Annotated in this window: 21 protein-coding genes and 1 tRNA gene; 14 read left to right on the top strand and 8 right to left on the bottom strand. The window is 68.1% G+C overall.

Going from position 1 to position 23,638, the window contains the following annotated elements:
• Positions 1-54 precede the first annotated feature (54 nt).
• The 3 genes from FOF45_RS10490 to FOF45_RS10480 all read left to right on the top strand — a co-directional run bounded on the left by FOF45_RS10490 (position 55) and on the right by FOF45_RS10480 (position 2,284).
• Positions 55-633, top strand: coding sequence for a hypothetical protein (locus tag FOF45_RS10490; protein WP_158984610.1), 579 nt, complete (start codon positions 55-57; stop codon positions 631-633).
• Positions 634-699: 66 nt separating this feature from the next.
• Entirely contained in the window at positions 700-1,287 is a 588-nt protein-coding gene (locus tag FOF45_RS10485; protein ID WP_158984608.1) for a hypothetical protein, read from the top strand.
• 85 nt (positions 1,288-1,372) lie between these two features.
• A complete protein-coding gene (locus FOF45_RS10480) occupies positions 1,373-2,284 on the top strand; it encodes a branched-chain amino acid transaminase (protein ID WP_158984606.1) in 912 nt (303 codons plus the stop codon).
• Between the two features lie 69 nt (positions 2,285-2,353).
• On the opposite strand, the gene FOF45_RS10475 is transcribed toward FOF45_RS10480, so the two are convergent.
• The 6 genes from FOF45_RS10475 to FOF45_RS10450 all read right to left on the bottom strand — a co-directional run bounded on the left by FOF45_RS10475 (position 2,354) and on the right by FOF45_RS10450 (position 8,259).
• Positions 2,354-3,700: a sensor histidine kinase gene (locus tag FOF45_RS10475; protein WP_233264123.1), complete on the bottom strand. Its 1,347-nt coding sequence runs from the start codon at positions 3,698-3,700 to the stop codon at positions 2,354-2,356.
• Positions 3,701-3,704: 4 nt separating this feature from the next.
• On the bottom strand, positions 3,705-4,385 hold the full coding sequence (locus tag FOF45_RS10470) for a response regulator transcription factor (RefSeq protein WP_158984602.1): 681 nt from the start codon (positions 4,383-4,385) through the stop codon (positions 3,705-3,707).
• Positions 4,386-4,807: 422 nt separating this feature from the next.
• Complete coding sequence (gene rimK, locus FOF45_RS10465) at positions 4,808-5,713, bottom strand: 30S ribosomal protein S6--L-glutamate ligase (protein WP_158984600.1); 906 nt, start codon at positions 5,711-5,713, stop codon at positions 4,808-4,810.
• Positions 5,710-6,177 carry an ATP-dependent zinc protease family protein gene (locus tag FOF45_RS10460; protein ID WP_158984598.1) on the bottom strand — a complete coding sequence of 156 codons (468 nt, stop codon included), beginning with the start codon at positions 6,175-6,177 and terminating at the stop codon, positions 5,710-5,712. Before FOF45_RS10460 ends, rimK begins: the two co-directional genes overlap by 4 nt.
• 71 nt (positions 6,178-6,248) lie before the next feature.
• Positions 6,249-6,322: transfer RNA gene (locus FOF45_RS10455), tRNA-Gly, on the bottom strand.
• 116 nt (positions 6,323-6,438) lie between these two features.
• Positions 6,439-8,259 carry an autotransporter domain-containing protein gene (locus FOF45_RS10450; protein ID WP_199244561.1) on the bottom strand — a complete coding sequence of 607 codons (1,821 nt, stop codon included), beginning with the start codon at positions 8,257-8,259 and terminating at the stop codon, positions 6,439-6,441.
• Positions 8,260-8,443: 184 nt separating this feature from the next.
• On the opposite strand from FOF45_RS10450, the gene thiS reads away from it, so the two are divergent.
• From thiS to FOF45_RS10430, 4 genes are all read left to right on the top strand, one after another.
• Positions 8,444-8,644, top strand: coding sequence for a sulfur carrier protein ThiS (gene thiS / locus FOF45_RS10445; protein ID WP_158984594.1), 201 nt, complete (start codon positions 8,444-8,446; stop codon positions 8,642-8,644).
• A gap of 390 nt (positions 8,645-9,034) precedes the next feature.
• Positions 9,035-9,841, top strand: coding sequence for a thiazole synthase (locus tag FOF45_RS10440; protein WP_158984592.1), 807 nt, complete (start codon positions 9,035-9,037; stop codon positions 9,839-9,841).
• The gene (trmB, locus tag FOF45_RS10435) at positions 9,841-10,578 is read left to right on the top strand and encodes a tRNA (guanosine(46)-N7)-methyltransferase TrmB (protein ID WP_158984590.1); all 738 of its coding nucleotides are present in this window, start codon (positions 9,841-9,843) and stop codon (positions 10,576-10,578) included. The genes FOF45_RS10440 and trmB overlap by 1 nt, the downstream gene beginning before the upstream one ends.
• 36 nt (positions 10,579-10,614) lie before the next feature.
• Positions 10,615-12,462 carry an SLC13 family permease gene (locus FOF45_RS10430; protein ID WP_158984588.1) on the top strand — a complete coding sequence of 616 codons (1,848 nt, stop codon included), beginning with the start codon at positions 10,615-10,617 and terminating at the stop codon, positions 12,460-12,462.
• A 50-nt stretch (positions 12,463-12,512) separates the two neighbouring features.
• Here the strand turns inward: FOF45_RS10430 and FOF45_RS10425 are convergent, their stop codons facing one another.
• Complete coding sequence (locus tag FOF45_RS10425; RefSeq protein ID WP_158984586.1) at positions 12,513-12,893, bottom strand: Rieske (2Fe-2S) protein; 381 nt, start codon at positions 12,891-12,893, stop codon at positions 12,513-12,515.
• A 60-nt stretch (positions 12,894-12,953) separates the two neighbouring features.
• Between FOF45_RS10425 and FOF45_RS10420 the strand changes: the two genes are divergently transcribed.
• The 5 genes from FOF45_RS10420 to FOF45_RS10400 all read left to right on the top strand — a co-directional run bounded on the left by FOF45_RS10420 (position 12,954) and on the right by FOF45_RS10400 (position 17,752).
• Positions 12,954-13,271 (top strand): hypothetical protein, encoded by a 318-nt coding sequence (locus FOF45_RS10420; protein ID WP_158984584.1) that lies wholly within the window; start codon positions 12,954-12,956, stop codon positions 13,269-13,271.
• 4 nt (positions 13,272-13,275) lie between these two features.
• Positions 13,276-13,992, top strand: coding sequence for a fumarylacetoacetate hydrolase family protein (locus tag FOF45_RS10415; protein ID WP_158984582.1), 717 nt, complete (start codon positions 13,276-13,278; stop codon positions 13,990-13,992).
• Positions 13,993-14,043: 51 nt separating this feature from the next.
• Complete coding sequence (gene mscL / locus FOF45_RS10410) at positions 14,044-14,445, top strand: large-conductance mechanosensitive channel protein MscL (RefSeq protein ID WP_158984580.1); 402 nt, start codon at positions 14,044-14,046, stop codon at positions 14,443-14,445.
• 136 nt (positions 14,446-14,581) lie between these two features.
• Positions 14,582-16,006, top strand: a complete 1,425-nt coding sequence (locus tag FOF45_RS10405) for a M28 family peptidase (protein WP_158984577.1) — start codon at positions 14,582-14,584, stop codon at positions 16,004-16,006.
• 12 nt (positions 16,007-16,018) lie between these two features.
• Positions 16,019-17,752, top strand: coding sequence for an EAL domain-containing protein (locus FOF45_RS10400; RefSeq protein ID WP_158984575.1), 1,734 nt, complete (start codon positions 16,019-16,021; stop codon positions 17,750-17,752).
• An 11-nt stretch (positions 17,753-17,763) separates the two neighbouring features.
• On the opposite strand, the gene FOF45_RS10395 is transcribed toward FOF45_RS10400, so the two are convergent.
• On the bottom strand, positions 17,764-18,522 hold the full coding sequence (locus FOF45_RS10395) for an SDR family oxidoreductase (RefSeq protein ID WP_158984573.1): 759 nt from the start codon (positions 18,520-18,522) through the stop codon (positions 17,764-17,766).
• Positions 18,523-18,621: 99 nt separating this feature from the next.
• Here FOF45_RS10395 and FOF45_RS10390 point away from each other — a divergent pair, with 99 nt between their 5' ends.
• Positions 18,622-19,518: an AraC family transcriptional regulator gene (locus FOF45_RS10390; protein ID WP_158984571.1), complete on the top strand. Its 897-nt coding sequence runs from the start codon at positions 18,622-18,624 to the stop codon at positions 19,516-19,518.
• A gap of 118 nt (positions 19,519-19,636) precedes the next feature.
• The gene (locus FOF45_RS10385; protein ID WP_158984569.1) at positions 19,637-23,593 is read left to right on the top strand and encodes an autotransporter outer membrane beta-barrel domain-containing protein; all 3,957 of its coding nucleotides are present in this window, start codon (positions 19,637-19,639) and stop codon (positions 23,591-23,593) included.
• Positions 23,594-23,638: the final 45 nt, after the last annotated feature.

Below are 23,638 nucleotides of genomic sequence, written 5' to 3'. Positions count from 1 at the left end.
GCATTGACGCGACCGGGGAGACGATGACCGCTCCCGCTCCCCCCGGGTCGCAACATGAAGACGCCGCACCTGGCGGCGGCATGGAGCCTGCTGTTGGCCTGCATCTGCGCGATCGCCCCCGCGCAGGCCGCCGGTGGCCTCCACCGCTGCGAGACTTCGGACGGCATGTCCGTCTACACCGACGGCGCGTGCCGTGCGCTCGACGCACGCCCTGCGCCGATGCCGACCGAGCTGATCACGCGCCTGGCGATGGACGGCGAGTCCTTCGGCATGGACTCGCTGCGTGATTCGGCAATGACCAACGCGATCCGCACGCGCCGTGCGCCGCAGGAAGGCTGTGCGCGCAGCACGCGCCAGCTTTCGCTGGACCTGCTCGGCGCATTTGCGATGGGCGACGTCAACCGCATCGCCGAGAGCGTGCACTGGCCCGGCTTGCGCCATCGCCAGGCGCACGTGGTAATGCAGCGCCTGCAGCAGCTGGTGCGCCACTCGCTGATCGACGCGAGCTTCTGGCCAGGACTGGTCGGCAGCGACGGCGCGTCGGGTGCGATGCAGCTCACGTTCGCGCAGCCGCAGCAGGTGATGGAACTGGGTGTGGAGCGCTACGCGGGCTGCTATTTCGTCCGCTTCTGAGACCGCGCGTGCGCGGACTGCGATGCACGCACAGTCCGGCCGCGCGCCACGCAGTAGTCTGCTCCGATGCTTCCTGCCGTCGTCGTCCGCTTCGTCCTCGTCGCCCTCGCGCTGTGTGCGCTCAGCTGGGCGCCCGCGGCGCCCGCGCAGGTGAAGCAGTGCGTGACGCCCGAGGGGCAGCAGATCTTCACCGACCGTTCCTGCGCCGAAGTGGGAGGCACCGAGCGGGCGCCGCCACGCGCGGCGGCGGCCGCGCAGAACAAGCCCGGCGGCGGCTGCGCACGCAGCGTGGACGACCTGGTGTTCGAGATGACCGGCGCCTTCGACGCGCACGACGCCAACCGCCTGGCCGGGGTCTACCACTGGACAGGCATGTCCGGCACCGGCGCCTACGACGTGATGGCGCGCCTTGACGCGCTGGTGCAGCGCCCGCTGCTCGACATCGTCCGGGTGATGCCGGAAGAGCCGGAACCGGCCGAGCCCGCCCCGCCCTTCCCCGCCTTCGACGACAGCGACGCCGAACCCGCCCCGCCACCGCGCCCGCGCGCACCAGTAGCGCTGCGGATCGAACAGACCCTGGGCAACAGCATCACGCCGTCGCGGACGGTGTTCGGGCTGCAGAAGCACTTCGGCTGCTGGTGGATCAAGGGCTGAGCAGCCCGCCCCGGCACAAGCCGACAGTGGGCCGGACCGGTCATGCAGGGCACAATATCGCCTTTCCCCCTGACGGACGCCGGCGATGCAATACCCCGACTGGATCTGGCACAACGGCGCGATCAAGCGCTGGGCCGAAGCCACCACCCACGTGATGTCGCACGCGCTGCACTACGGCTCGTCGGTGTTCGAAGGCATCCGCTGCTACCAGACGCCAAACGGTCCGGCGATCTTCCGCCTGACCGACCACAACACCCGCCTGTTCGCGTCGGCCAAGATCTACGACATGGCGATGCCGTACTCGCTGGAACAGCTCAACGCAGCCTGCCGCGAAGTCATCCGCGCCAACGACAACACCACCGATTACCTGCGCCCGGTCGCGTACCGCGGCCTCGGCGGTTTCGGTCTTTCCGCCGACACGCCGACCGACGTCGCCGTGGCGACGTGGAAGATGGGCCAGTACCTGGGCGCGAGCGTGCTCGAGGCCGGCATCGATGCGTGCGTGTCGAGCTGGCAGCGCTTCGCGCCGAACACCATCCCGGCTGGCGCCAAGGCCGGCGGCAACTACCTCAGCGGCCAGCTGGTCGCGCGCGAGGCGCGTCGCCTCGGCTTCGGCGAAGGTATCGCACTGGCGTCCACCGGCCTGCTGTCCGAAGGCGCGGGCGAGAACCTGTTCCTCGTGTTCGACGGCGCGCTGCACACCACGCCGGTCAGCGCGGCGCTGCTCAATGGCATCACCCGCAACACGATCATCACCCTCGCCCGCGACGCCGGCATCGACGTGATCGAACGCGACCTGCCGCGCGAATACCTGTACCTGTGCGACGAACTGTTCATGTGCGGCACCGCCGCCGAGATCACACCGATCCGCTCCGTCGACGGCCGCCAGGTCGGCACCGGCAAGCCGGGCCCGGTGACGCGTCGCATCCAGGACCTGTTCTTCGGCCTGTTCGACGGTCGCACGCACGACAAGTACGGCTGGCTGGAACCGCTGTAAGCGATCGCATCGCGCGATACGAAGAAGGCGCCGCGAGGCGCCTTTTTCATGCGATGGGATAACCGCGGATCAGTTCCGCGAGGCCGGGATCATCGGCGCATCGAAGGTCAGCGTCGCGATCACGCCGCGCTCGCCGCCCGGCGTCACGCGCACGTCCCACGCGTACAGCGCGCACAGGCGGCGCACGATCGACAGGCCGATGCCGCCGCCCTGCGAATGCCCCGCGTGCGTGCCGCGATAGCCACGCTGGAACAGCTTCGCCGCATCCTCCTCGCTCAGGCCAGGACCGGAGTCGATCACGTCCACCGAGCCCTTCCCGATGCGCACGATGACTTCGCCTTCGGTCGTGTACTTCACCGCGTTGCCGACCAGGTTGCCCAGCGCCACCGACACGGCGGCTTCCGGCGCATCGACGATCAGGCTCGGCTCGCCGGCCATGCGCAGCTCCAATGGCTTGCCACCGAGCTGGGCGCGGTGCACATCGAGCAGTTGCTCGCCGACGCGGGCGACGTCGGTCGCGCCGTGGCCGCGTTCGTTGCGCGAAAGCAGCAGCAGCGCGCTGATCAGGTCGGTGCACTGCTGCTCCGCGCGCTGGATGCGCAGCAGGCGGTTGCGCGTCTTGTCGTCCACGTCCGGCCGCGACAGCAGCAGCTCGACCGCGCCCTTGATCACCGCCAGCGGCGTGCGCAGTTCGTGGCTCACGTCGGCGTTGAACTCACGGTCGCGCTGCACGACTTCGGTCAGGCGTTCGGCGTAATCGTCCAGCGCTTCGGCGAGCTGGCCGACTTCGTCGTCCGGGAAATGCGAGGCGAGGTTCTCCGGCTCGGAACTGCGTCCGGACAGCTTGAGGCGATTGGCGAGTTCGGACACCGGGCTCATCACGCGCGAGGCCGACCACCAGCCCACCAGCAGCGAAAGCAGCGTGAACAGGAACACCGACGCCCAGATGGCGCGCTGGAACTGCGCTTCGCCGCGCGTGGCCTGCGACATGTCGTAAGCGAGGAAGAACCACGCTTTCGGCGTCTTGCGCACCGCCAGCTTGTAAGCGAACGGCTCGCCATTGGCGACGCCGGTCATGCCGTAGATGCCGTCGCTCAGTTCATACCACTCGGGCCAGTTGACGCGCACCGAGTCGATCTTGTCGATCGGATAGACGTACGCGCGGATCTGGTCGACGCTGAATTCCGGATTCTCCGGATCGGTCTCGTACTGGCGCGCGGCCTGTTCGATGTTCCGGTTCATCACGTCTTCGACCAGCTGGTTCTCGACGCGGTTGCGCGTCCAGTTGGTCGCCCATGCGAACAGGCCCGTCAGGCCGAAGCCGAGCAGGACGAACGCGAGGATGATGCGGCTGCGAAGCTGCCGCCGGAAGCGCGTGCGGCGCGGCGCGGGCGCGGGTTCCCCTGCGACGGCCATCCGGTCAGCCGTTGTCGGGCGCGGCGATGCGGTAACCGATGCCATGACGGGTCTGGATCAACGGCACCTCGAAGGGCTTGTCGACCACGGCGCGCAGGCCGTGGATGTGCACGCGCAGGCTGTCGGAGTCCGGCAGCTCCTCGCCCCACACGCGCGTTTCCAGTTCCTGGCGCGTCACCACTGCCGGCGAGGCTTCCATCAGCGCCTGCAGGATCTTCAGCGCGGTCGGATTGAGCTGCAGCAGCTTGCCCTGGCGACGCACTTCGAGCGTATCCAGGTTGTACTCCAGGTCGGCGACGTTGAGCACGCGCGTCTGCACGCCACGGCCGCGACGCGAAAGCGCGTTCAGGCGCACTTCGACTTCCTGCAGCGCGAACGGCTTGATCAGGTAGTCGTCCGCGCCGGAATCGAAACCGGCCAGCTTGTTCTCCAGCGAGTCGCGCGCGGTCAGCATCAGCACCGGCGTCTGCTTGCGCGCTTCGTTGCGCAGCTTGCGGCACACCTCCAGGCCATCGAGGCCCGGCAGGTTGAGGTCGAGGACGATCGCATCGAAGTCGTGGACCACCGCCAGGTGCAGGCCGGTGACGCCATCGGCGGCGAAGTCCACGGTATGGCCGCGGTCTTCGAGAAAGTCGCCGAGGTTGGCGGCGATGTCCTGATTGTCTTCGATGACGAGAATGCGCATGTGACCTTCCTAGATGGTGGGCATTCGACCCGCGGACGCTGTCGAGGTTCCTGACAGGATGAACGCGCGCCGATGAAGCCGATCGTGCGGCTTGTCGTCGCAGCTTAACGATTCTGCCAGAGAGACCGCAGTGCAACGGTCACCGCACGCGCACGCGCGCTGCGCAGGCAAACAAAGGCCCAGACACGGGGCCACCGTGCCTGGGCCAAAAAGGGTATTGCCCCGATTACCGTAACCTGCATCGACCAGAAAGCTGACTTGGAAGCGGCAGTGCTGCGGTAGGCACAGGCTACGCTGAAATCGATTAAACCGTCGTTAAAAACGACCGTTAAATTTTCGTTGTTCAGGCAGGCTGACGCCGGGTATCCGAGCATTCTTCGCCGATCTTCGGCGAAAAACAAAGAATTCCATGCAACCGGATTTTACCGGCTGGCGGCTCGTTTCTGGGCCCGGCGCCGGATCCGCTCAGCCAGGTAGCCGACGACCTCTCCGGCCACGTCCACGCCCGAGGCTTCCTCGATCCCTTCCAGTCCCGGCGATGCGTTGACCTCGAGCACGAGCGGTCCACGCCGCGAACGGATCAGATCGACACCGGCGACGCCGAGTCCAAGCACGCGTGCTGCGCGGATTGCGACATCTTCTTCCTCGACGCTCGCGCGCACGCCCTTGGCGGTACCGCCGCGATGCAGGTTCGAGCGGAAGTCGCCCTTCGGCGCCTGGCGCTTCATCGCCGCGACGACACGACCGCCGACGACGAAGCAGCGCAGGTCGGCGCCGCGCGCTTCCTCGATGTACTCCTGCACCAGGAAGTTGGCGTACAGGCCGCGTAGCGCCTCGATCACGCCCTGCGAGGCCGAAAGCTTCTCGGTCAGCATCACGCCGGCGCCCTGCGTGCCCTCGTTGAGCTTGATCACGTGCGGCGGCGCGCCGAGCATCGACAGCAGGTCGTGGGTGTCGTCGGGGTTGTCGCCGAACACCGTCGTCGGCAGGCCGATGCGCTCGGCCGCCAGCAGCTGGTGGCAGCGCAGCTTGTCGCGCGCGCGCAGGATCGCGTCGGAGGAATTCGGCGTGAAGGTGTCCATCAGCTCGAACTGGCGCAGTACCGCCGAGCCGTAGCGCGTGATGGACGCGCCGATGCGGGGGATCACCGCGTGGTAGCCCGCGATCGGCTTGCCCTTGTAGCGCATGCTGAATCCGTCGCTGGCGATGCGCATGTAGCAGCGCAGCGGGTCGAGCACGCGCACGCTGTGGCCGTGCTCGCGCGCGGCTTCGACGAGGCGCCGGGTCGAATAGAGCTTGCTGTTGCGCGAGAGGATCGCCAGCTTCATCGGTACGTCTTCAGTGCGTGGACACGCGCGGCGCCCGTTGGCAGGCGGCCGTGCAGGAAGGATCGGGCGGGATCGACGGTGAACTGCCGGGCCAGCGCGGTCCGGCCGAGCAGCATCGGGAACAGCATGCCGCGACGATCCGACAGGTTGATTTCAATCTCCCGGTCCAACCCGGCCAGCGAGAGCGTGGTGCGGACGAACACCCGGCGGGTGCAATGGCCGCCGGAGTCGGTCACCTCGCGGACGTCGAACACCGGCGCGGCGCCCTCGATCACGCCCGCGCCATGCCCCGGACTCAGCCGGAAACCGACCCAAGGCGCGCCACCTTCGTGGAAGTGCCACTGTGCATCCACGTGCAGCGCCGAGCTGCGGGCGCCACTGTCGATCTTGGCGCGCAACCGGCCGATGCCGAGGTCCGGCAGTGCGACCCATTCACGCCAACCGAGCACGATCTTCGTCGCCATCGCGCCTCCAGGATTCGACCTGAAAGACAAAAACGGCGGCCACTGTAAAGCAGGCCGCCGCTGGAGATGTTTGGAGCGGGTGATGGGAATCGAACCCACGCTAGCAGCTTGGGAAGCTGCAGTTCTACCATTGAACTACACCCGCGTGCGGCGAAGTCTATGCCTCCCGTCGGAGGCTTGGCAACGCGGCGCCAGGCGGCGCCGCGTGCCGGTTCATCGTGCGACCGCTCCGATACGGAGCGGTCGATCAGGCATCGCCTGTCAGAAGCCGCCGCCGATGCTGACGAACAGCGTGGCGTCGTTGCCGTAGCGCTGGCCGACAGTGAGGCTGGTGCCGATGTCGGTCTGCAGGCCGAACAGTTCCGTGCGCGCGCCGAGCAGCAGCGTGCCGTAGTCCTGGTCGTAGGTGACGCCCGGCACCGAATACGCGGCGGTGCCCGGCATCGAGCGCAGCGACGCGCTCACTTCGTCCTCGGTGTCCTCGAACTCGTGGTCGTAGGTCAGGCGGGCGTACGGGCTCAGGTGCTCGTTCAGGCGGTAATCCACCTGCCAGCCGACGCTGCCGATCATCGAGTCGAATTCCTGCTTTCCGAACGACAGTGCGGTCGCCTCGGTGCTGTTCTCGTCGTAGCCGTCGACCTCGATCGTCTGCGACAGCAGGCGGACCAGCGGGCCGTGCTTGAGCGCGCCCTCGCCGAAGTTCCAGCCCGCGCCGATCGCGGCGGAAAGATTGCTGCCGTCCGGCGAACCGCTGTGCACGCGGGCCGTCGGGCCGAGCTTCACGCGACGATCCACGTCGTACGACAGCCAGCTGTAGCTGACCTGGCCGTTCACCCACGCCGCGCCACTGGTCCAGCCCAGGTAGCCACCGAGCGTGGCGTCGTCCTGGTCGAACTGACCGCGGTTGAGGCCCCAGTCCATCTTCTGCTGGCCGTAACCGGCGAAACCGCCGTACACCAGGTCGCCGCTGGCCCAGTCGATGCCGACGCTGACCGTCGGACCGATGCCGTCGTAGTCCTCACCGTCGCCGTAGCGCTGCGAGTCGGCGCGCACGTCGGCCCACCAGCGCATGCCCTCGCCTTCCGGACGCGAACCCAGCTGGGCTTCGACGCGGTCGGCGCGCGAGCGGCCGACGACCGCCGCCGAATGCGGCAGCACGGCGAGCTGGCGCGGCGCTTCGAGAAGCGAAATCGCGTAGTCGGCGAGGATCGCGTGCGCCTTGGCCGAGGGATGCACACCGTCGGCGAACACGTAAGCGTCCGGCGCATCCGGCGCGGCGTACGAACCCGGGTTGCAGAACAGCGAGGAGCCGCCCGCCGGTGCCGGCTGCGTGAGGCATGCCACACCGGTCGTGTTGCGGATGCCATACGGCGCCGGGTTGGCGATGATCTCGCCCAGCAGGTGGAAGGTATCGACCGGGATCACGCGCAGGTTCGCGCTGGCCAGGCCGCCGAACAGCGCCGAGTTGTAACCCGTCGACAGGGTCGTGCCGAACGCCATGCCGGCCGCACCGTTGGCGCGGTACTGCGGCGTCAGGCCCAGGTCCGGCACGGTCGGCACCAGCACGTAGCGCGCACCGGCGTTCTCGAGCGTGGCGACGTTGGTCACCTGCGCGGTCACCGCCGCACCGATCGCGGTCTGGATCTGCGCCGGCGTCATCGTCGGCAGGATCGCGAACAGATCGTTGGCGCCGCCCCACACCGTGTACAGCGCATCCGCATCGGCGCGGCCGCCACGGGAGTTGAGGTGGGTGGTGATCTGCGTGGACAGCGAAGGGATCGCACCGAACGGGCTCGCACCGTTCACGTTGTTGCGCGCGCCGCCGACGGCGTAGTTGTTGCCGCCTTGGCCCGCCGTGTTGGAGGGCCGCGCATTGGAGTGGTAGTAGTCGGCCACGTACTCCGACCAGACCAGGTTCGGGTTGGTGGTGAACTTGCCCAGCAGCGCACCGCTCGGGCCGACCGCCTGGATGAGCCCCGGCCGGAACGTGCCCGAGTCGGTCAGGCTGTCGCCGAAGAAGATCGTCTGCGAGTACGTCTGCGCGAAGACCGGTGCGGCTGCCAGCGCCAGCGCGGCGGCCAGCACGGATCGAACGGGTGTGATCATCGGGGTTTCCTGGTGGTCGTTGTCGTCGTTGTCGTGGATCCCGGGCACATACGCCCGCGGATGGCGAATCGAACCATGCGGTCACGCGGCACTCACGCCGCACTGCGTCAAAAACCGTGCCGACTGGCCGGTACCGGCACAGGGGGCGACAATACGCCTCATGGACATCGTTCTGAACGGCGAGCCGCGCGCGATCGCGGCGAACACCACCGTCGCCCAGCTGCTGCAGGCCGAAGGCCTCGGCGAGCGCCGCGTCGCGGTGGAGGTCAACAACCAGATCGTGCCGCGCAGCCGCCACGTCGAGCACCCGCTCGTGGAAGGCGATCGCGTGGAGATCGTGCATGCACTCGGAGGCGGGTGAGGCCGCGCGCTTGCGAGGCACTGCCTCGCGCGCGGCCGAACGCCCGACCAAGGATGGTCGGGCCGGGCGATCCGAAGCCGGTCGCGCGACGCCACGGATGGCAACCGTAGTCCACACCGAATCCTCAGTTCACGCGGCACTGCCGCGTGGCCTGCCGAACGCCCGACCACGGATGGCCGGCCCGGGCGATCCGAAACCAGTCGCGTGACGCCACGGATGGCAACCGGCACCTGCACCGAATTCCAAGCCCACGAGCCGAGCCGGGCAACCCGAAGCCCGTCGCCCGAAGCCACGGATCGCAACAACATCACCCTCGAAGCAACACTCCGGCGTCGCGCGCACCGCACCAACACACCAGGAAGCCCACGCCACCGCTGCTAAACTAGCGCGATGACCGCTCCGCTTCCCCCGCATCTCTCCACCGATCCGCTCGTCATCGCCGGCAAGTCGTATGGCTCGCGCCTGCTCACCGGCACGGGCAAGTTCGTCGACCTCGAACAGACCCGGCTGGCCACCGAGGCCGCCGCCGCGCAGATCGTCACCGTCGCCATCCGCCGCAGCAACATCGGCCAGAACCCGGGCGAACCGAACCTGCTCGACGTGCTGCCGCCGGACAAGTACACGATCCTGCCCAACACCGCCGGCTGCTACACCGCCGACGACGCGGTGCGCACCTGCCGCCTCGCGCGCGAGCTGCTCGATGGCCATTCGCTGGTGAAACTGGAAGTGCTCGGCGACCAGAAGACGCTCTATCCCGATGTCGTGCAGACGCTGGCCGCGGCCGAGCTGCTGGTGAAGGACGGTTTCGACGTGATGGTCTACACCTCCGACGATCCGATCCTGGCCAAGCGCCTGGAAGAGATCGGCTGCGTCGCGGTGATGCCGCTGGCTGCACCGATCGGCTCGGGCCTGGGCGTGCAGAACAAGTACAACCTGCTCGAGATCGTCGAGAACGCGAAGGTGCCGATCATCGTCGACGCCGGCGTGGGCACCGCTTCCGACGCCGCCATCGCGATGGAACTGGGTTGCGACGGCGTGCTGATGAACACCGCCATCGCCGGCGCGAAGGATCCGGTGCTGATGGCCCACGCGATGAAGCTCGCGGTCGAGGCCGGACGCGCCGCGTTCAAGGCCGGCCGCATCCCGCGCAAGCGTTTCGCCAGCGCGTCCTCGCCGGTCGATGGGCTGATCGGCTGATGTCGGACAGCGACGCCAGCGCACCGAAGAGCAAGGCCCCGCCGAAACCCTTCACCGTCGAGGAAGGCCGTCGCCAGGTCCGCAGCTTCGTGCTTCGCCAGGGCCGTTTCACCGAGGCACAACAGCGCGCGTTCGACACGCTGTGGCCGCGCTACGGGCTCGACTACACGGGCCAGCCGCGTGATTTCGACGTCGCCTTCGGCCGCAGCGCGAAGCGCGTGCTCGAGATCGGCTTCGGCAACGGCGAGGCCCTGCGCTTCGCTGCGCAGAACGACCACGAACGCGACCTCATCGGCATCGAAGTCCACGCGCCCGGCGTGGGCCGGCTGCTCAACGCGCTCGCGCAGGACGACGCCGGCAACGTGCGCGTCTACCACCACGACGCGGTCGAAGTGCTGCGCAACGAGATCGCCGACGGCTCGCTCGACGAGATCCGCATCTACTTCCCCGATCCGTGGCACAAGAAGCGCCACAACAAGCGCCGGCTGGTCCAGCCCGAGTTCGCCGCCCTGCTGGCGAGCAAGCTGGCGATCGGCGGACGCTTGCACCTCGCCACCGATTGGCAGGACTATGCAGAGCAGATGTGGGACGTGCTCGACGCGACTTCCGGCCTGGTCAATCGCGCCGGTCCGCGCGGAAGCGTCGAGCGGCCGCCGTGGCGACCGCAGACCCACTTCGAAACCCGCGGCCAGAAGCTCGGCCACGGGGTGTGGGACCTGCTCTACGACCGTCGCTGACGATACGAACGAACGAGAGAGACAGATCGCCCCGGCATGGACACTGCGCTGACGCTCACCACCGACATGAAGCTCGTGCTCGGGCTGGTGGGCTTCACGATGGTGATGTTCCTGTTCGAGCGCATCCGCGCCGACGTCGTGGCCCTGGTGGTACTGGTCCTGCTGGGCCTGTCGGGACTGGTCGAACCCGACGAACTGTTCAACGGCTTCTCCGGTAACGCCGTCATCAGCATCATCGCGACGATGATCCTCGGCGCGGGTCTGGATCGCACCGGCGCACTCAATCGCCTCGCTGGCTGGCTGCTGCGGCGCGCTAAGGGCATGGAACAGCGACTGCTGCTGCTCACCAGCGCGGTGGCCGGCCTCAACTCCTCGATCATGCAGAACCCGTCGGTGATGGCGTTGTACATGCCCGTCGCCGCGCGGTTGTCCTCGCGCACCGGCCTGAGCCTGCCGCGCCTGCTGTTGCCGATCGCCGCCGCCATCGTCATGGGCGGTGCGCTGACGATGGTCGGCAATTCGCCGCTGATCCTGCTCAACGACCTTCTGCTCGCGGCCAACAGCAACCTGCCCTCGGGCGCTGCGACGCTGGAACCGCTGAAGATGTTCGCGCCGCTGCCGATCGGCCTGGCGCTGTTGGCCGCGTCGCTGGCGTACTTCCATTTCTTCGGCGACAAACGCCTGAGCAAGGACGACACCGACGACGGCAAGGGTGCGACGCCTGCACGCACGCAGAGTTACTTCGCCAAGGCCTATGGCATCGACGGCGACGTGTACGAACTCACCGTCACCGCCGACAGCCCGCTGGTCGGCATGTCGCTCGGCGAAGCCGAAGCGCTGCGCGGTGCGCCGCTGTTCCTGGCGCTCAAGAGCGACAACGAATCGCGCCTGGCGCCGCCGGCCGACACGCGTATCTGGGTCGGCAGCGTGCTCGGCGCGATGGGCCCGCGCCAGCAGATCAGCGACTTCGCGCAGAATCATTTCCTGCGCCTGTCCGCGCGCCTGCGCAACTTCGGCGACCTGTTCAATCCCAGCCGTGCCGGCATCTCCGAAGCAGTGGTGCCGGCGACGTCCAACTTCATCGGCAAGACCGGACGCGCGCTGCAGCTGCGCAAGCAGATGGGCCTGAGCCTGCTGGCGATCAACCGCGACAAGACCGTGCTGCGCGAGAACGTGCGCGACGTGAGCCTGCGCGCCGGCGACATGCTGGTCTTCCACAGCATCTGGACCGACCTTGGCGAGGCGGCGGAGAGCAAGGACCTGGTGGTCGTCACCGACTACCCCAAGGGCGAGCAGCGTCCGCACAAGTTCAAGATCGCGATGGCGATCTTCGCCGTCGCCATGTTGCTGGCGCTGTCCTCGCGCCTGCCGGTGTCGATCGCGCTGATGACCGGCGTAGCCGGCATGCTCATCGCCGGCGTGATCCACATCGACGAAGCCTACGCGGCGATCAACTGGAAGACCGTCTTCCTGATGGCGTGCCTGATCCCGCTGGGATGGGCGATGGATTCCAGCGGCGCGGCGGCGTGGGTCGCCGGACACACCATCGAACGATTGCCCACCGGCACTCCGGTGTGGCTGCTGGAAATCCTGCTGGGACTGTTCACCACGCTCTTCTCACTGGTGATCAGCCACGTCGGCGCGACCATCGTCACCGTGCCGCTGGCGGTGAACCTCGCGCTCGCCGCGGGCGGCAACCCGACCTCGTTCGCGCTGATCGTCGCGCTGTCGGCGTCCAACAACTTCATGACCGCATCCAACCCGGTCATCTCGATGATCACCGGCCCCGCCGGCTACACCGGCAAGGAGCTATGGAAGATCGGCGGCCCGCTGTCGCTGATCTACACGGTGGTGATCGTGGTGATGGTCAATCTGATGTTCTGATCGCGGTGTTGCGATCGTCCGCGGCACGCTGACTCACATGCCGGCTTGAATCAATCCAGCCACACCGCTCCGTCGCGCACGTTCACGACCACCGTGCGCAGCGATTCGCCGCGGCACGGCCCGGCGACGCATTCGCCTTGTGCGAGTTCGAAACTGGCGCCATGCGCGGCGCAGACGAGCAGGCCTTCCTTGCTCTTGAGGAACTGGCCCGGCGCCCAGTCGAGGCGGCGGCCGGCGTGCGGGCAGATGTTGAGCCACGCTCGCACGTGATCGCCGTCACGATACAGAATCAGCGATTCCGCATCCCCGTCGATGACCACCTCGACCTCGGCGAAAGCCCCGTCCGGCAAGCGTTCCAGCCCCAGCAACGGGGTCCTTCCGGGCCCCGTGGCGTGCGAATTGCTTAACGAAGTTCTCACACCCTCGGTCATGGCTGGCCCGATACTCGCTTGCCCCGGCGTTCGCGCCGCATTGTGTCACGACGTACTGCAATGTTCGCCCAGACCTTCCGCTTCGGTACTTCCCACTTCCATTCGCGCGTGCGTTCGGCGTTCGAGCCGCGCAAGCCGCGTCATCGCCTGCTGCGGTTCGCGCTCGGCGTGGTCGGCCTGGGCGTGCTGGCGGTGCTGGTGGCGTTCTCGGTCGTGCTCGGTGCGGCCATGATCGCCGCGGGCATCGTGTACAAGCTGTGGAAGCAGCGTGGCAAGCCGATCGCGCGCGATGCGCGCGTGGTCGAGGGCGAGTTCCGCGTGGTCGGCCAGCCGGTGCTGGAAGCCGAGCGCCGCGAACGCCACACCAACGCGCTGTAAGCGCATGGGCGACGTCATCGCGGCCCCGCCGCAACCGCGCGTCCCCGTCCGCGGCACGGACCAGACATTCCCGGTCCACCGCATCTACTGCGTCGGCCGCAACTTCGCCGACCACGCCCGCGAGATGGGCGCGACCGCACCCGCGTCGCGCGCCGAACGCGGCACGCCCGTCTTCTTCCTCAAGCCCGCCGATGCGATCGCGCTGCAGGCCGACGTGCCGTATCCGCCGGGCACGCAGGACCTGCATCACGAAGTCGAGCTGGTGGTCGCGCTCGGCCACGACGCGCCCGCGGGCGTGCTCGATCCGGCCGATGCCGAACGCCTGATCTACGGCTACGCGGTCGGACTCGACCTCACCCGCCGCGACCTGCAGGGCGCGGCCAAGGCCAAGGGATTGCCCTGGGACACCGGCAAATCCTTCGACCACGCCGCGCCGATCAGCGCGATCGTGCCGAAGGCGCAGGTCGGCGAACTCGGCGATCGCCGCATCAGTCTGGCGATCAATGGCGAGACCCGGCAGCAGGGTTCGCTGGCCGACCTGATCTGGACCGTGCCGGACATCCTGCACGAGCTGTCGCGCCTGTACGCGCTGCGTGCGGGCGACCTGATCTTCATGGGCACGCCGGCCGGCGTTGGCCCGCTGCAGCCGGGCGACCGCTTCCACGCCGTCGTGGAAGGCATCGCCGAGCACTCGGGCCGTATCGTTGCCGCAGCGGTATAGTCGCCCCGGCATCCGCCGAACCCTTCCGTCATCGCAGGAGAGAGCGCCGACATGGGCCTGATCACCGAGTTCAAGGAATTCGTTTCGCGCGGCAACGTGGTCGACCTGGCGGTCGGCGTGGTGATCGGCGCCGCCTTCGGCAAGATCGTCACCTCGCTGGTGGACGGCATCGTCATGCCGGCGGTCGGCGCCTTCACCAAGGGCGTGAGCGTCAGCGACTGGAAGTACGTGATCAAGTCGGCGCAGCTCGATTCGGCCGGCAAGGAAGTCGCGGCGGAACTGGCGATCAAGTACGGCATCTTCATCCAGACGATCATCGATTTCGTGCTGATCGCGTTCGTGATCTTCCTGTTCCTCAAGGCCTACAACCGCGTGCGCGCGCCTGCCGCCGCGCCGACCACGCCGGAAGACGTCCTGCTGCTGCGCGAGATCCGCGACTTGCTGAAGAAGTAAGCGCACGCGCGGCACGCCACCGGCGCTGCCGCGCGAAACGACAGATCGTGCAAATACCGTCGCGTGACTACCGACACCCTGCTGATGGCGGGCGAATTGCTACGCTCGACGTTTCGTCCTTGGGGGAATCACCGGAATGCGCGCAACACTGTCGGTGGCCATCGCCACGCTCCTGACCGCCGCCACGATCGGCGCACCTGCCGATGCCGCGCAACGCGAGACGCGCATTCCCGACAAGGCCATCGCCACCGCCGCGCAACTGCGCGAAACCGCGCTGGCCAGCGACCTGGGCTATCGCATCACCGAATCGCTGACCACCGAGGTCGGCCCGCGCCTGGCAGGCAGCGAAGCCGATGCGCGCGCCGTGGCCTGGGCCGTGGCCAAGCTCAAGGAACTGGGCTTCGACAAGGTCTGGACCGAGCCGGTCACGTTCCCGAAGTGGGAACGCCGCAGCGAGTCGGCGCAGGTGGTCGGCAGGAACATGCAGCCGCTGCACCTGACCGCACTCGGCGGCAGCCCGGCCGGTACGGTCGAAGCCGAAGTCGTGCGCTTCGCCGACCTCGCCGCGCTCGAAGCGGCCGCCCCGGGTTCGCTGGCCGGCAAGATCGCTTTCATCGACTACAAGATGGAACGCGCCCGCGACGGTTCGGGCTACGGCCCGGGCTCGCGCGTGCGCAGCCGCGGCCCGTCGGCTGCGATCCGCGCAGGCGCCAGCGCCTACCTGATGCGCTCGGCCGGCACGGACTCGCACCGCAACCCGCACACCGGCATCACCCGTTTCGATGAAGGCCTGACGCCGATTCCGTCCGCCGCGCTGGCCGTGCCGGACGCCGAACAGCTGCGCCGCCTGCTCGAACGCGGCCCGGTGAAGGTGCGCCTCGCGCTGGACTGCGGCTGGGACGGCACCTACACGTCGCAGAACGTGGTCGGCGAGATCCGCGGCTCGAAGAAGCCGGAGGAAGTCGTGCTGATCGGCGGGCACCTCGATTCGTGGGACCTGGGCACCGGCGCGATCGACGACGGCGCCGGCGTTGGCCTGACGATGGCCGCCGCCAAGCTCATCGGCGACCTCAAGCAGCACCCCGCGCGCACCATCCGCGTGGTCGCCTTCTCCAACGAGGAACAGGGCCTGCACGGCGGCAAGGCCTACGCGGCGAAGTACGCCGACCAGGTGGTCCGCCACCAGATCGCCGCCGAGAGCGACTTCGGCGCCGGCCGCATCTACGCCTATTCCAGCTCCGCCCCGGAGCACGCCAAGGCCGCCGACGCGCAGATCGCCAAGGTGCTGGAGCCGCTGGGCATCGCCTACACGCCGGGCCAGGGCGGCCCGGGTCCGGACGTCGGTCCTTCGGCCCAGAACGGCGTGGCGTGGGCGCGACTGGCCCAGGACGGCACCGATTACTTCGATCTTCACCACACCCCGGACGACACCTTCGATAAAATCGACCCGCAGGCGCTGGCGCAGAATGTCGCGGCCTACGCGGTGTTCGCCTACCTCGCCGCGTCGGCCGATGGCGATTTCGGCAGCCAGCCCGCCTCTCCCCCGACCGGCACCAAGTAGCACCAGGGTTTCATGGCACAGCGGTACGACGATCCAGGCGATACCGCGGTAGACCCCATCACGGGCCTGCACCGTCTCGGTGCCAACGGCCCCAGCCTGGCGACCGCCCTCGCGGTCGCCGGTGCGACCAAGCGTCGCATCGCGCTGCTGCACATCGACGTGGACATGTTCCGGTCGATCAACACCAACATGGGCACCGCCACCGGCGACCAGGCGCTGGCGGCGATCGCCCAGCGCCTCCGCCGCGCGGTGCCGCGCGACGGTTGGATCTGGCGCCTGACCAGCGATGAGTTCGTGGTCGGCATCGGTTATCGCGAAGGCGAACTCGACGGCGCGGGACTGGCCGAACGCCTGCGCGACGCGTTCGAGACGCCGCTGTCGATCCCGCCGTACACGCTGCCGGTGACGCTCTCGATCGGCATCGCCGTGTTCCCCGACCACGCACCGAACGCCGCGACGTTGCTGTCGAAGGCCGAGGAAGCGTTGCGCCGGGTCAAGCTGGACGGCCTCAACAACGTCGGCCTGTACTCGGCCGCGTCCGACCGCTCCGCGCCGAGCGACGGCCTCGCGCAGCGTTTCGTCGAGGCGATCGATCGCGGCGAGTTCCGCCTGTACTACCAACCGCAGGTCGCCGCGCACGACGGCGGCGTGACCGGTTTCGCCGCACTGCTGCGCTGGCAGACCGACCGTGGCCTGCTGCGCCCGAGCCAGTTCCTCGAACCGATCAACCGCGTCGGCCTCGCCGCGCGACTCGGTGCGTGGGTGGTGGAATCGGCGACGGAACAGCTCGCGCAGTGGCGAGACGAAGGACTCGATTACCTGTCGATGTCGGTGCACTTGTCGGGCCCGCTGCTGGTGCAGCGCGACTGCCTGGACCGCATCGGTGCCCTGCTCCATCGCTTCGGCCTGCCGGGCAGCGCGCTGGAGTTCGAGATTCCCGAAAGCGTGCTGGTCACCGACAGCCACCGCGTGCACGACACGTTGACCGGACTGCGCGCGCTCGGCGCTACGCTGACCGTGCAGGATTTCGGCCTCGGCGGGCTCAGCTTCGCCGCGCTCGGCCAGTACCCGCTCGATCGCATCAAGATCGATCGCAGCTTCATCCGCAACGTCGCCAGCGATCCGCGCAGCGCCGCGATCGTGCGCGGCATCATCGCGATGGGCCACCAGCTCGGCATGAAGGTGATCGCCAAGGGCGTGGAGAGCGAAGCCGAACTCGGCTTCCTGCGCCGCAACCACTGCGATTTCTTCCAGGGCTACCTGTTCAGTCCTTCGCAGCCGGCCGACCAGCTCGGCGATCTGGTGCGCAAACGCTTCCTGCTGCCGGGCGCGTTCGCCGCCACGCGCCCGGAACGCACGCTGCTCCTGCTCGACGACGAGGAGAACGTGCTGCGTTCACTCGTACGCCTGTTCCGTCGCGACGGCTACCAGATCCTCACCGCCAACAGCACGCGCGAAGCCTTCGACCTGCTCGCCAGCAACACCGCGCAGGTCATCCTCTCCGACCAGCGCATGGCCGACATGAGCGGCACCGAGTTCCTGACCCGCGTGCGCGATCTCTACCCGGACACCATCCGCATGGTGCTGTCCGGCTACACCGACCTGGCGACGATCACCGAAGCGATCAATCGCGGCGCGATCTACCGCTTCCTGACCAAGCCGTGGAACGACGAGGAACTGCGCCAGCACATCCTCGACGCATTCCGCGCGCACGAACGCCGCGCGGCGGGCGAAGCACTGTACTGAGCGCATTGCGATCACCGCATCGCGCGCGCACCCAGCGACGCCAACGCCACCGCATCCGCGCCGGCCGGGTAATGCAGCCGATCGCTGGTGTCGTTGGCCGCGCGCCATACCGTGTCGGCAACATCCGATTCGCGCGTCACTTCCTTCAGCTGCGTCAGCGTGCCGAACACCTGCTGGGCGAAATCCGCGTACGCCGGCGGCACCAGTCCGCGCATCCGCTCCTCGCCGTTGGCGGTGAAGCGCGTGCTCGGCGCATAGCCGGGCTCGACCAGTTTGACCGCGACACCGAACGCGCCCAGCTCGTGCGCGAGCGAGGCGGTGAAGCCTTCAATCGCGGTCTTGCTCGCGGTGTACGCCGCCACCAGCGGCATCGGCGCCAGCGTCGCGCTGGAGGTGACGTTGACGATCGTGCCCGCGCGTCGCGCGCGGAACTGCGGGATCACCGCCTGCGTCATCGCCATCACGCCGAAAGTGTTGGTCTCGAACACATCGCGCACCGTCGTCATCGGCGTGGCCTCGAACGCGCCGAACAATCCGATCCCGGCGTTGTTGACCAGCACGTCGAGTGGGCCGATGCGCTCCAGCGCAGCGGTGATGCTGTCGGGTCGGGTGACGTCGAGCGCGACCACCGCCATCCGCTCGTCGACGGGCAGCAGGTCGGCGCGCGGCGTGCGCATGGTGGCGATCACGCGCCATCCCTGCGCGTGGAAGCGGCGGGCGGTCTCCAGGCCGTAGCCAGAGGAGCAGCCGGTAATGAGGACGGTATTCATGAGGGGGTTCCGGGGTAGTTGATCCGGAACAGACGATAGGCGAGCATAACCGGACGATCTACGCGCCTCAGTCCTGTTTTATTTGGCCATCGTCCTGACATGAGCGACCCCCTCTCCGACGTCGTCCGCCTGCTCCGACCGCGCGCGGTGTTTTCCAAGGGCATCAGCGGCGCTGGCCGATGGGCGGTGCGCTACTCCGAATTCGGCAAGCCCAGCTTCTGCGTCGTGCTGGAAGGAGACTGCACGCTCGCGGTTGATGACGAGGACGCCATCGCGCTGGAAGCCGGCGATTTCGTCCTGCTGCCGGCTACGCCAGGCTTCACTCTGTCGGGCGAGCACAGCGCGTTGCCGGTAACGATCGATCCGAAGGCGATGCCAGCGCCCACCGGTGAAGTGCGCCACGGACGCCAGGACGGCGCGGCCGACGTGCGCCTGCTCGGCGGCTGGTTCGAATTCGACGCGCAGGATCCGACGCTGCTCGCCTCGCTGTTGCCCGCGCTCGTTCACGTGCGCGGCGTGCCGCGACTGTCGCTGCTCGTCGAACTGCTGCGCGAGGAATGCTGCGGCGATCGACCCGGGCGCGACGTGGTGCTCGCGCACCTCATCGATCTGCTGCTGGTGGAAACGCTGCGTGCGGCGCCCGGTGTCGATGCACCGCCGGGCCTGTTGCGCGGACTCGTCGATGCGCGCCTGGCACCCGCGCTGCGCGGCATGCACGCACGACCCGCGCACGCGTGGACGGTCGCGCAGCTGGCCGGCATCGCCGCACTGTCGCGATCGGTATTCTTCGATAGGTTCACGCGCACCCTCGGCATCGCGCCAATGGAATACCTGCTCGCCTGGCGAATGGCGTTGGCGAAGGACCTGCTGCGCCATGCGGAAACGAGCATCGCCGACACGGCCGAACGCGTCGGCTACGGCTCGACCAGCACCTTCAGCACGGCCTTCAGCCGGCACGTCGGCATGTCGCCGTCCCGTTACGCGCGCCAAGCCTGACGTACGTTCGCCCACGTCGATGCCAGCGAAGTTCAGCATGGTGAAGGCACCGCACACAACGAGTTCACGCATGCGGGAGTAGACCTCTCGACTCGTTCGCACGCAGGAAGCCAGTGCGATGAAGGCGTACGAAGCCTCGCGCGCGTCGCGCGCACTGATCCGCAGCACGTTGTTCCTGGCCATTGCATCGGCCCTGCCCGCCCATGCGCAAACCTGTCCGGCGCCGCTCGTCGTCGTCGATGCGACATGCACCGTCACGTCCGGCACGACCGTCAACGTCGCCGCGTCCGGTATCGGCGCATCCGCGAGTGGTACGACTACATCGGTAACCGCCGACAGCTTTACGGTGAACCTCGCCGGCGCGGGTGCGACCGGCGTGTTGTCGCAGTCCGGCGCGCTGGTCGCCATCGACAACTCCACGGTCGATACGACGTCCATCGGCGCTGCAGCGGCGAACCAGTTCGGCCTGCGCGCGATCGGTGCCGGCAGCCGGATCACCGGATTCAACACGTTCGTGCTGCTCGATCCCATCACCGGCACATCGGCCAACCTGCATGCGGTGTCCGCCGAGAACGGCGGATTCATCACGCTGCGCGATTCCGGCGCGCACACGCAGTCCAACGGCGGCACCGGCGGCAACGCCCTGCAGGCGATCGGCAGCGGCAGTCGCATCGTCTTCGAACAGGGCGATATCGTGACCGGTGCGCCAGGTGCGTTCGGGGCCGTGGCGCTGGCGGGTGGGCGCGTCGACATCACCCGCGCCTTCGTCACCACGACCGGCGCGGCGAGCGGGACCCAGGGCAGCCACGGCGTGGTCGCGTCCGGGCCGGGCAGCCTCGCGGTCGCCAGCAGCGTGAATGCCGAAGTCAACGGCACCTTGTCCAACGTGCTGCGTGCCGATGCGGGCGGTGAAGTGCAGGCCTCCGGATCCATCCTCAGCAGTCGCGGCAGCGGCAACATACTCAATCCCACCGCCGTCGCGCGCGCCACGAGCGGCGGTATCGTCCGCGTCAGCGCCAACAGCACGCTGACTGCCAGCGGCCAGTTCGGCCACGGCATCACCGTCGACGACGATGGGTCCCACGCGTTCGTCTCCGATTCGAGCGTGAGCGTCAGCGGTTCGCGATCGATGGGATTGCTGCTGCGAATCGGCGGCGATGCGACCGTCACCAACACCACGTTCTCGGTCACGCAGGGCACACCGACCGGCCCGTGGGCACCGGCGGCGCGCATCGAAGGCGCAGGATCCGTGCTGACCATGACCGGCGGGCGACTGAGCACCACGCCGGGCAGCAGCCACGCGCTGCAGGCGATCGCCGGAAGCGCCACCCTCACCGGAACCGCGATCGACACGGCCGGCGATTACAGCAGCGGCATCGTCGCGGGCAACGCGACAATCAATGCGACCAACGTCGTCATCACCACCCTCGGCAACAACAACGCGATGGGCGTCCTGGCCGACATCAACAGCCAGGTGACGTTCAACGGCGGCAGCATCACCACGCGCGGGAGCCAGATCGCCACGGCGGCGAATCCGCATGCGATGACCGCGCGCAATCCCGGCGGTCGGCTGAGCGCGAGCGGCACCGTCGCCAACACGTTCGGCACCGTTGCCATCGGCGCGGTCGCGGACGACGGCGGCACTGCCTCGCTGACCGACGTCACCATCACGACGCAGGGCGATCGCGGTCTCGGGCTCTATTCGGTGGTCGAACAGAACGGCGCGCAGTTCGCGGCGACGTTGACCTCGCTGCGCGGCTCGATCGAAACCTCCGGATTGAACGCGCACGGCGCGGCGGCGCAGGCGCGCAACGACCTTCCCGGCCCGCTCGCGAGCCTCACCGTCACCGATGCGCGCATCACCACGCACGGCACCGGCGCGACCGGCTTGCGCGCCACGCTCGCCAACTACGGCAGCACGCCGAGCGGACGCGGCGAAGCGCGGGTGGTCGCCAACAACACGACGGTCCGTACTGAAGGCACACTTGCGCACGGTGCACTGTCGCGCGATGCACCGACGTCGGTGACGATCAACGGCGGATCGGTGCTTGCCACTGGGCAGAGCGCGCACGGTGCGGTCGCGGAGATCGGCGGTCGCATCGTCGGCGCCAGTACCAGCGTGCGCGCCAGTGGGACGACTGCCACGGGGTTGTTCGTCAGCGGAAATCCCGACGCGGTGTCGAGCGCGAGTTTCACCTCCAGCGACATCGCCAACGTCAGCGGCCCGACCATCGGCGTCGCCGGAAACGGCAGCGTCGCAATGACCGACTCCACCGCTGGTGGATCGGGCCAGTGGCTGCTGGTCGGCACGCAAGCCGACTTCCCGACGCTGCTTGGAAGTCCGCCGATCCTGGGGCCCGGCGACCCCACCGACGACGATGGCAATCCGCCGCCACCGTCCGGCCAGCCACCTGCACCGTCCGCACCGCCGATCGTTCCCGGACTGGCGGACATCACCCTGACGCGTTCCACCGTGACGGGTTCGGCGATCACCGCCGTCGGCAGCGTGTCCAACGTGACGATGGTGGATGCGCGGTGGAATCTCACCGGCAACTCCAACCTCACCACCCTGGTCAACGATCCCAGCCTGATCGATTTCTCGCCGCCGACCGCAGGCGTGTTCAAGACGCTTACCGTGGTGAATTACAGCGGCGACGGCACCATCGCGCTCAACACCGTGCTCGGCGACGACAGCTCACCTTCGGACATGCTCGTGGTGGATGGAGGCAACGCATCAGGGCCGGGCTTCCTCGCAATCAAGCCCGCAGGCGGCGCCGGTGCGGTGACGCTCGCCAATGGCATCCTCGTGGTCGACGCGATCAATGGCGCGACCACCACGCCGAATGCGTTCTCACTCAGCGGCCGCGTCGTCGGCGGGCCGTACGAGTACACGCTGCACCGCGCGAGCGTCGATGCCACTGCGCCGGAAAGCTGGTTCCTACGTTCGACCATCGACTGTTCAGGAGCCAGCGCCCCCGTCCCACCGTGCCCGCCGCCTCCGCCCACTCCGCCACCGCCGGAACCACCGACGCCGCCCGTACCACCGACGCCACCTGTCCCGAACTACCGCGCCGAAGTGTCGCTGTACACGGCGGCGATACCGACCGCGATCCACTACGGCCGTTCGCTGCTCGACACGCTGCACGAACGCGTTGGCGAACAGGAGCAGCTGCGCGGCCGTCGCGATCTCGATGAAGACGGACGCCTCGATGGCATGTGGGGTCGATTGATCTACGTCGACGGCGAACGCGACAGCTCGCGCGGCATCTACCGCGATGGCCCGAGCTACGACTACACACTGGGTGCGGTGCAGCTCGGCCACGACCTGTATCGCCATGAAGAGGCCGACGAGCATCGCGATCACGCAGGTCTCTATCTCGCGGTCGGCTACGCGGAAACAGAAGTGGATCACTACACCGGAACGCGCGCGGGCGACGATCGCGTCGATGCCTACACCATCGGCGGGTACTGGACCCGCTACGACGCCAAGGACGATCCGGAAGATCGCGAGGAGCCGTACGTCGATGCCGTGCTGCAGGCGACCTGGTACGAGGTCCGCGCCAATCCCGCCGTGGACCTGCCGCGCATGAAGACCGAAGGCTGGGGCTTCGCCGCTTCGCTCGAAGGCGGCTATCCCTTCGCGCTGGACAAGGGCTGGCTGCTGGAACCGCAGGGCCAGCTGATCTACCAGTGGTTCGATTTCGACGACACCTCCGACCTCGCCGCGACGGTGCGCTTCGACGACACCGATTCACTCGTCGGTCGCCTCAGCGCGCGTCTGTCGCGCGACTGGATCCACCACGACGATCCCGACTTCCCGCTGCAGAGCACCGGCTGGCTGCGCCTTGGCATCTGGCACGAGTTCAAGGGCGAGCCCGTCACCGAGATTTCCTCGGACCGGGGCTACATCCCGTTCGCCGCCGATCTTGGCGGCACGTGGTGGGAAGCCGAGCTGGCGCTGACCCGCGAGATCGACCGCAACGTGCTCTTCTACGGCAACGTCGGCTACTCGCAGGGCTTCGACGACGATCGCCGGTCGTGGGAAGGCAAGATCGGACTGCGTGCTGACTGGTGACCGCGTGGCGCGATGCAGGCGCCATGTGCAAGCGCCTGCATCGCT

Source organism: Lysobacter panacisoli, assembly GCF_009765165.1.
Classification (GTDB): domain Bacteria; phylum Pseudomonadota; class Gammaproteobacteria; order Xanthomonadales; family Xanthomonadaceae; genus Lysobacter_J; species Lysobacter_J panacisoli.
The sequence above is the reverse complement of the archived record's forward strand: the minus strand, read 5'-3'. Positions and strand labels throughout refer to the sequence as shown.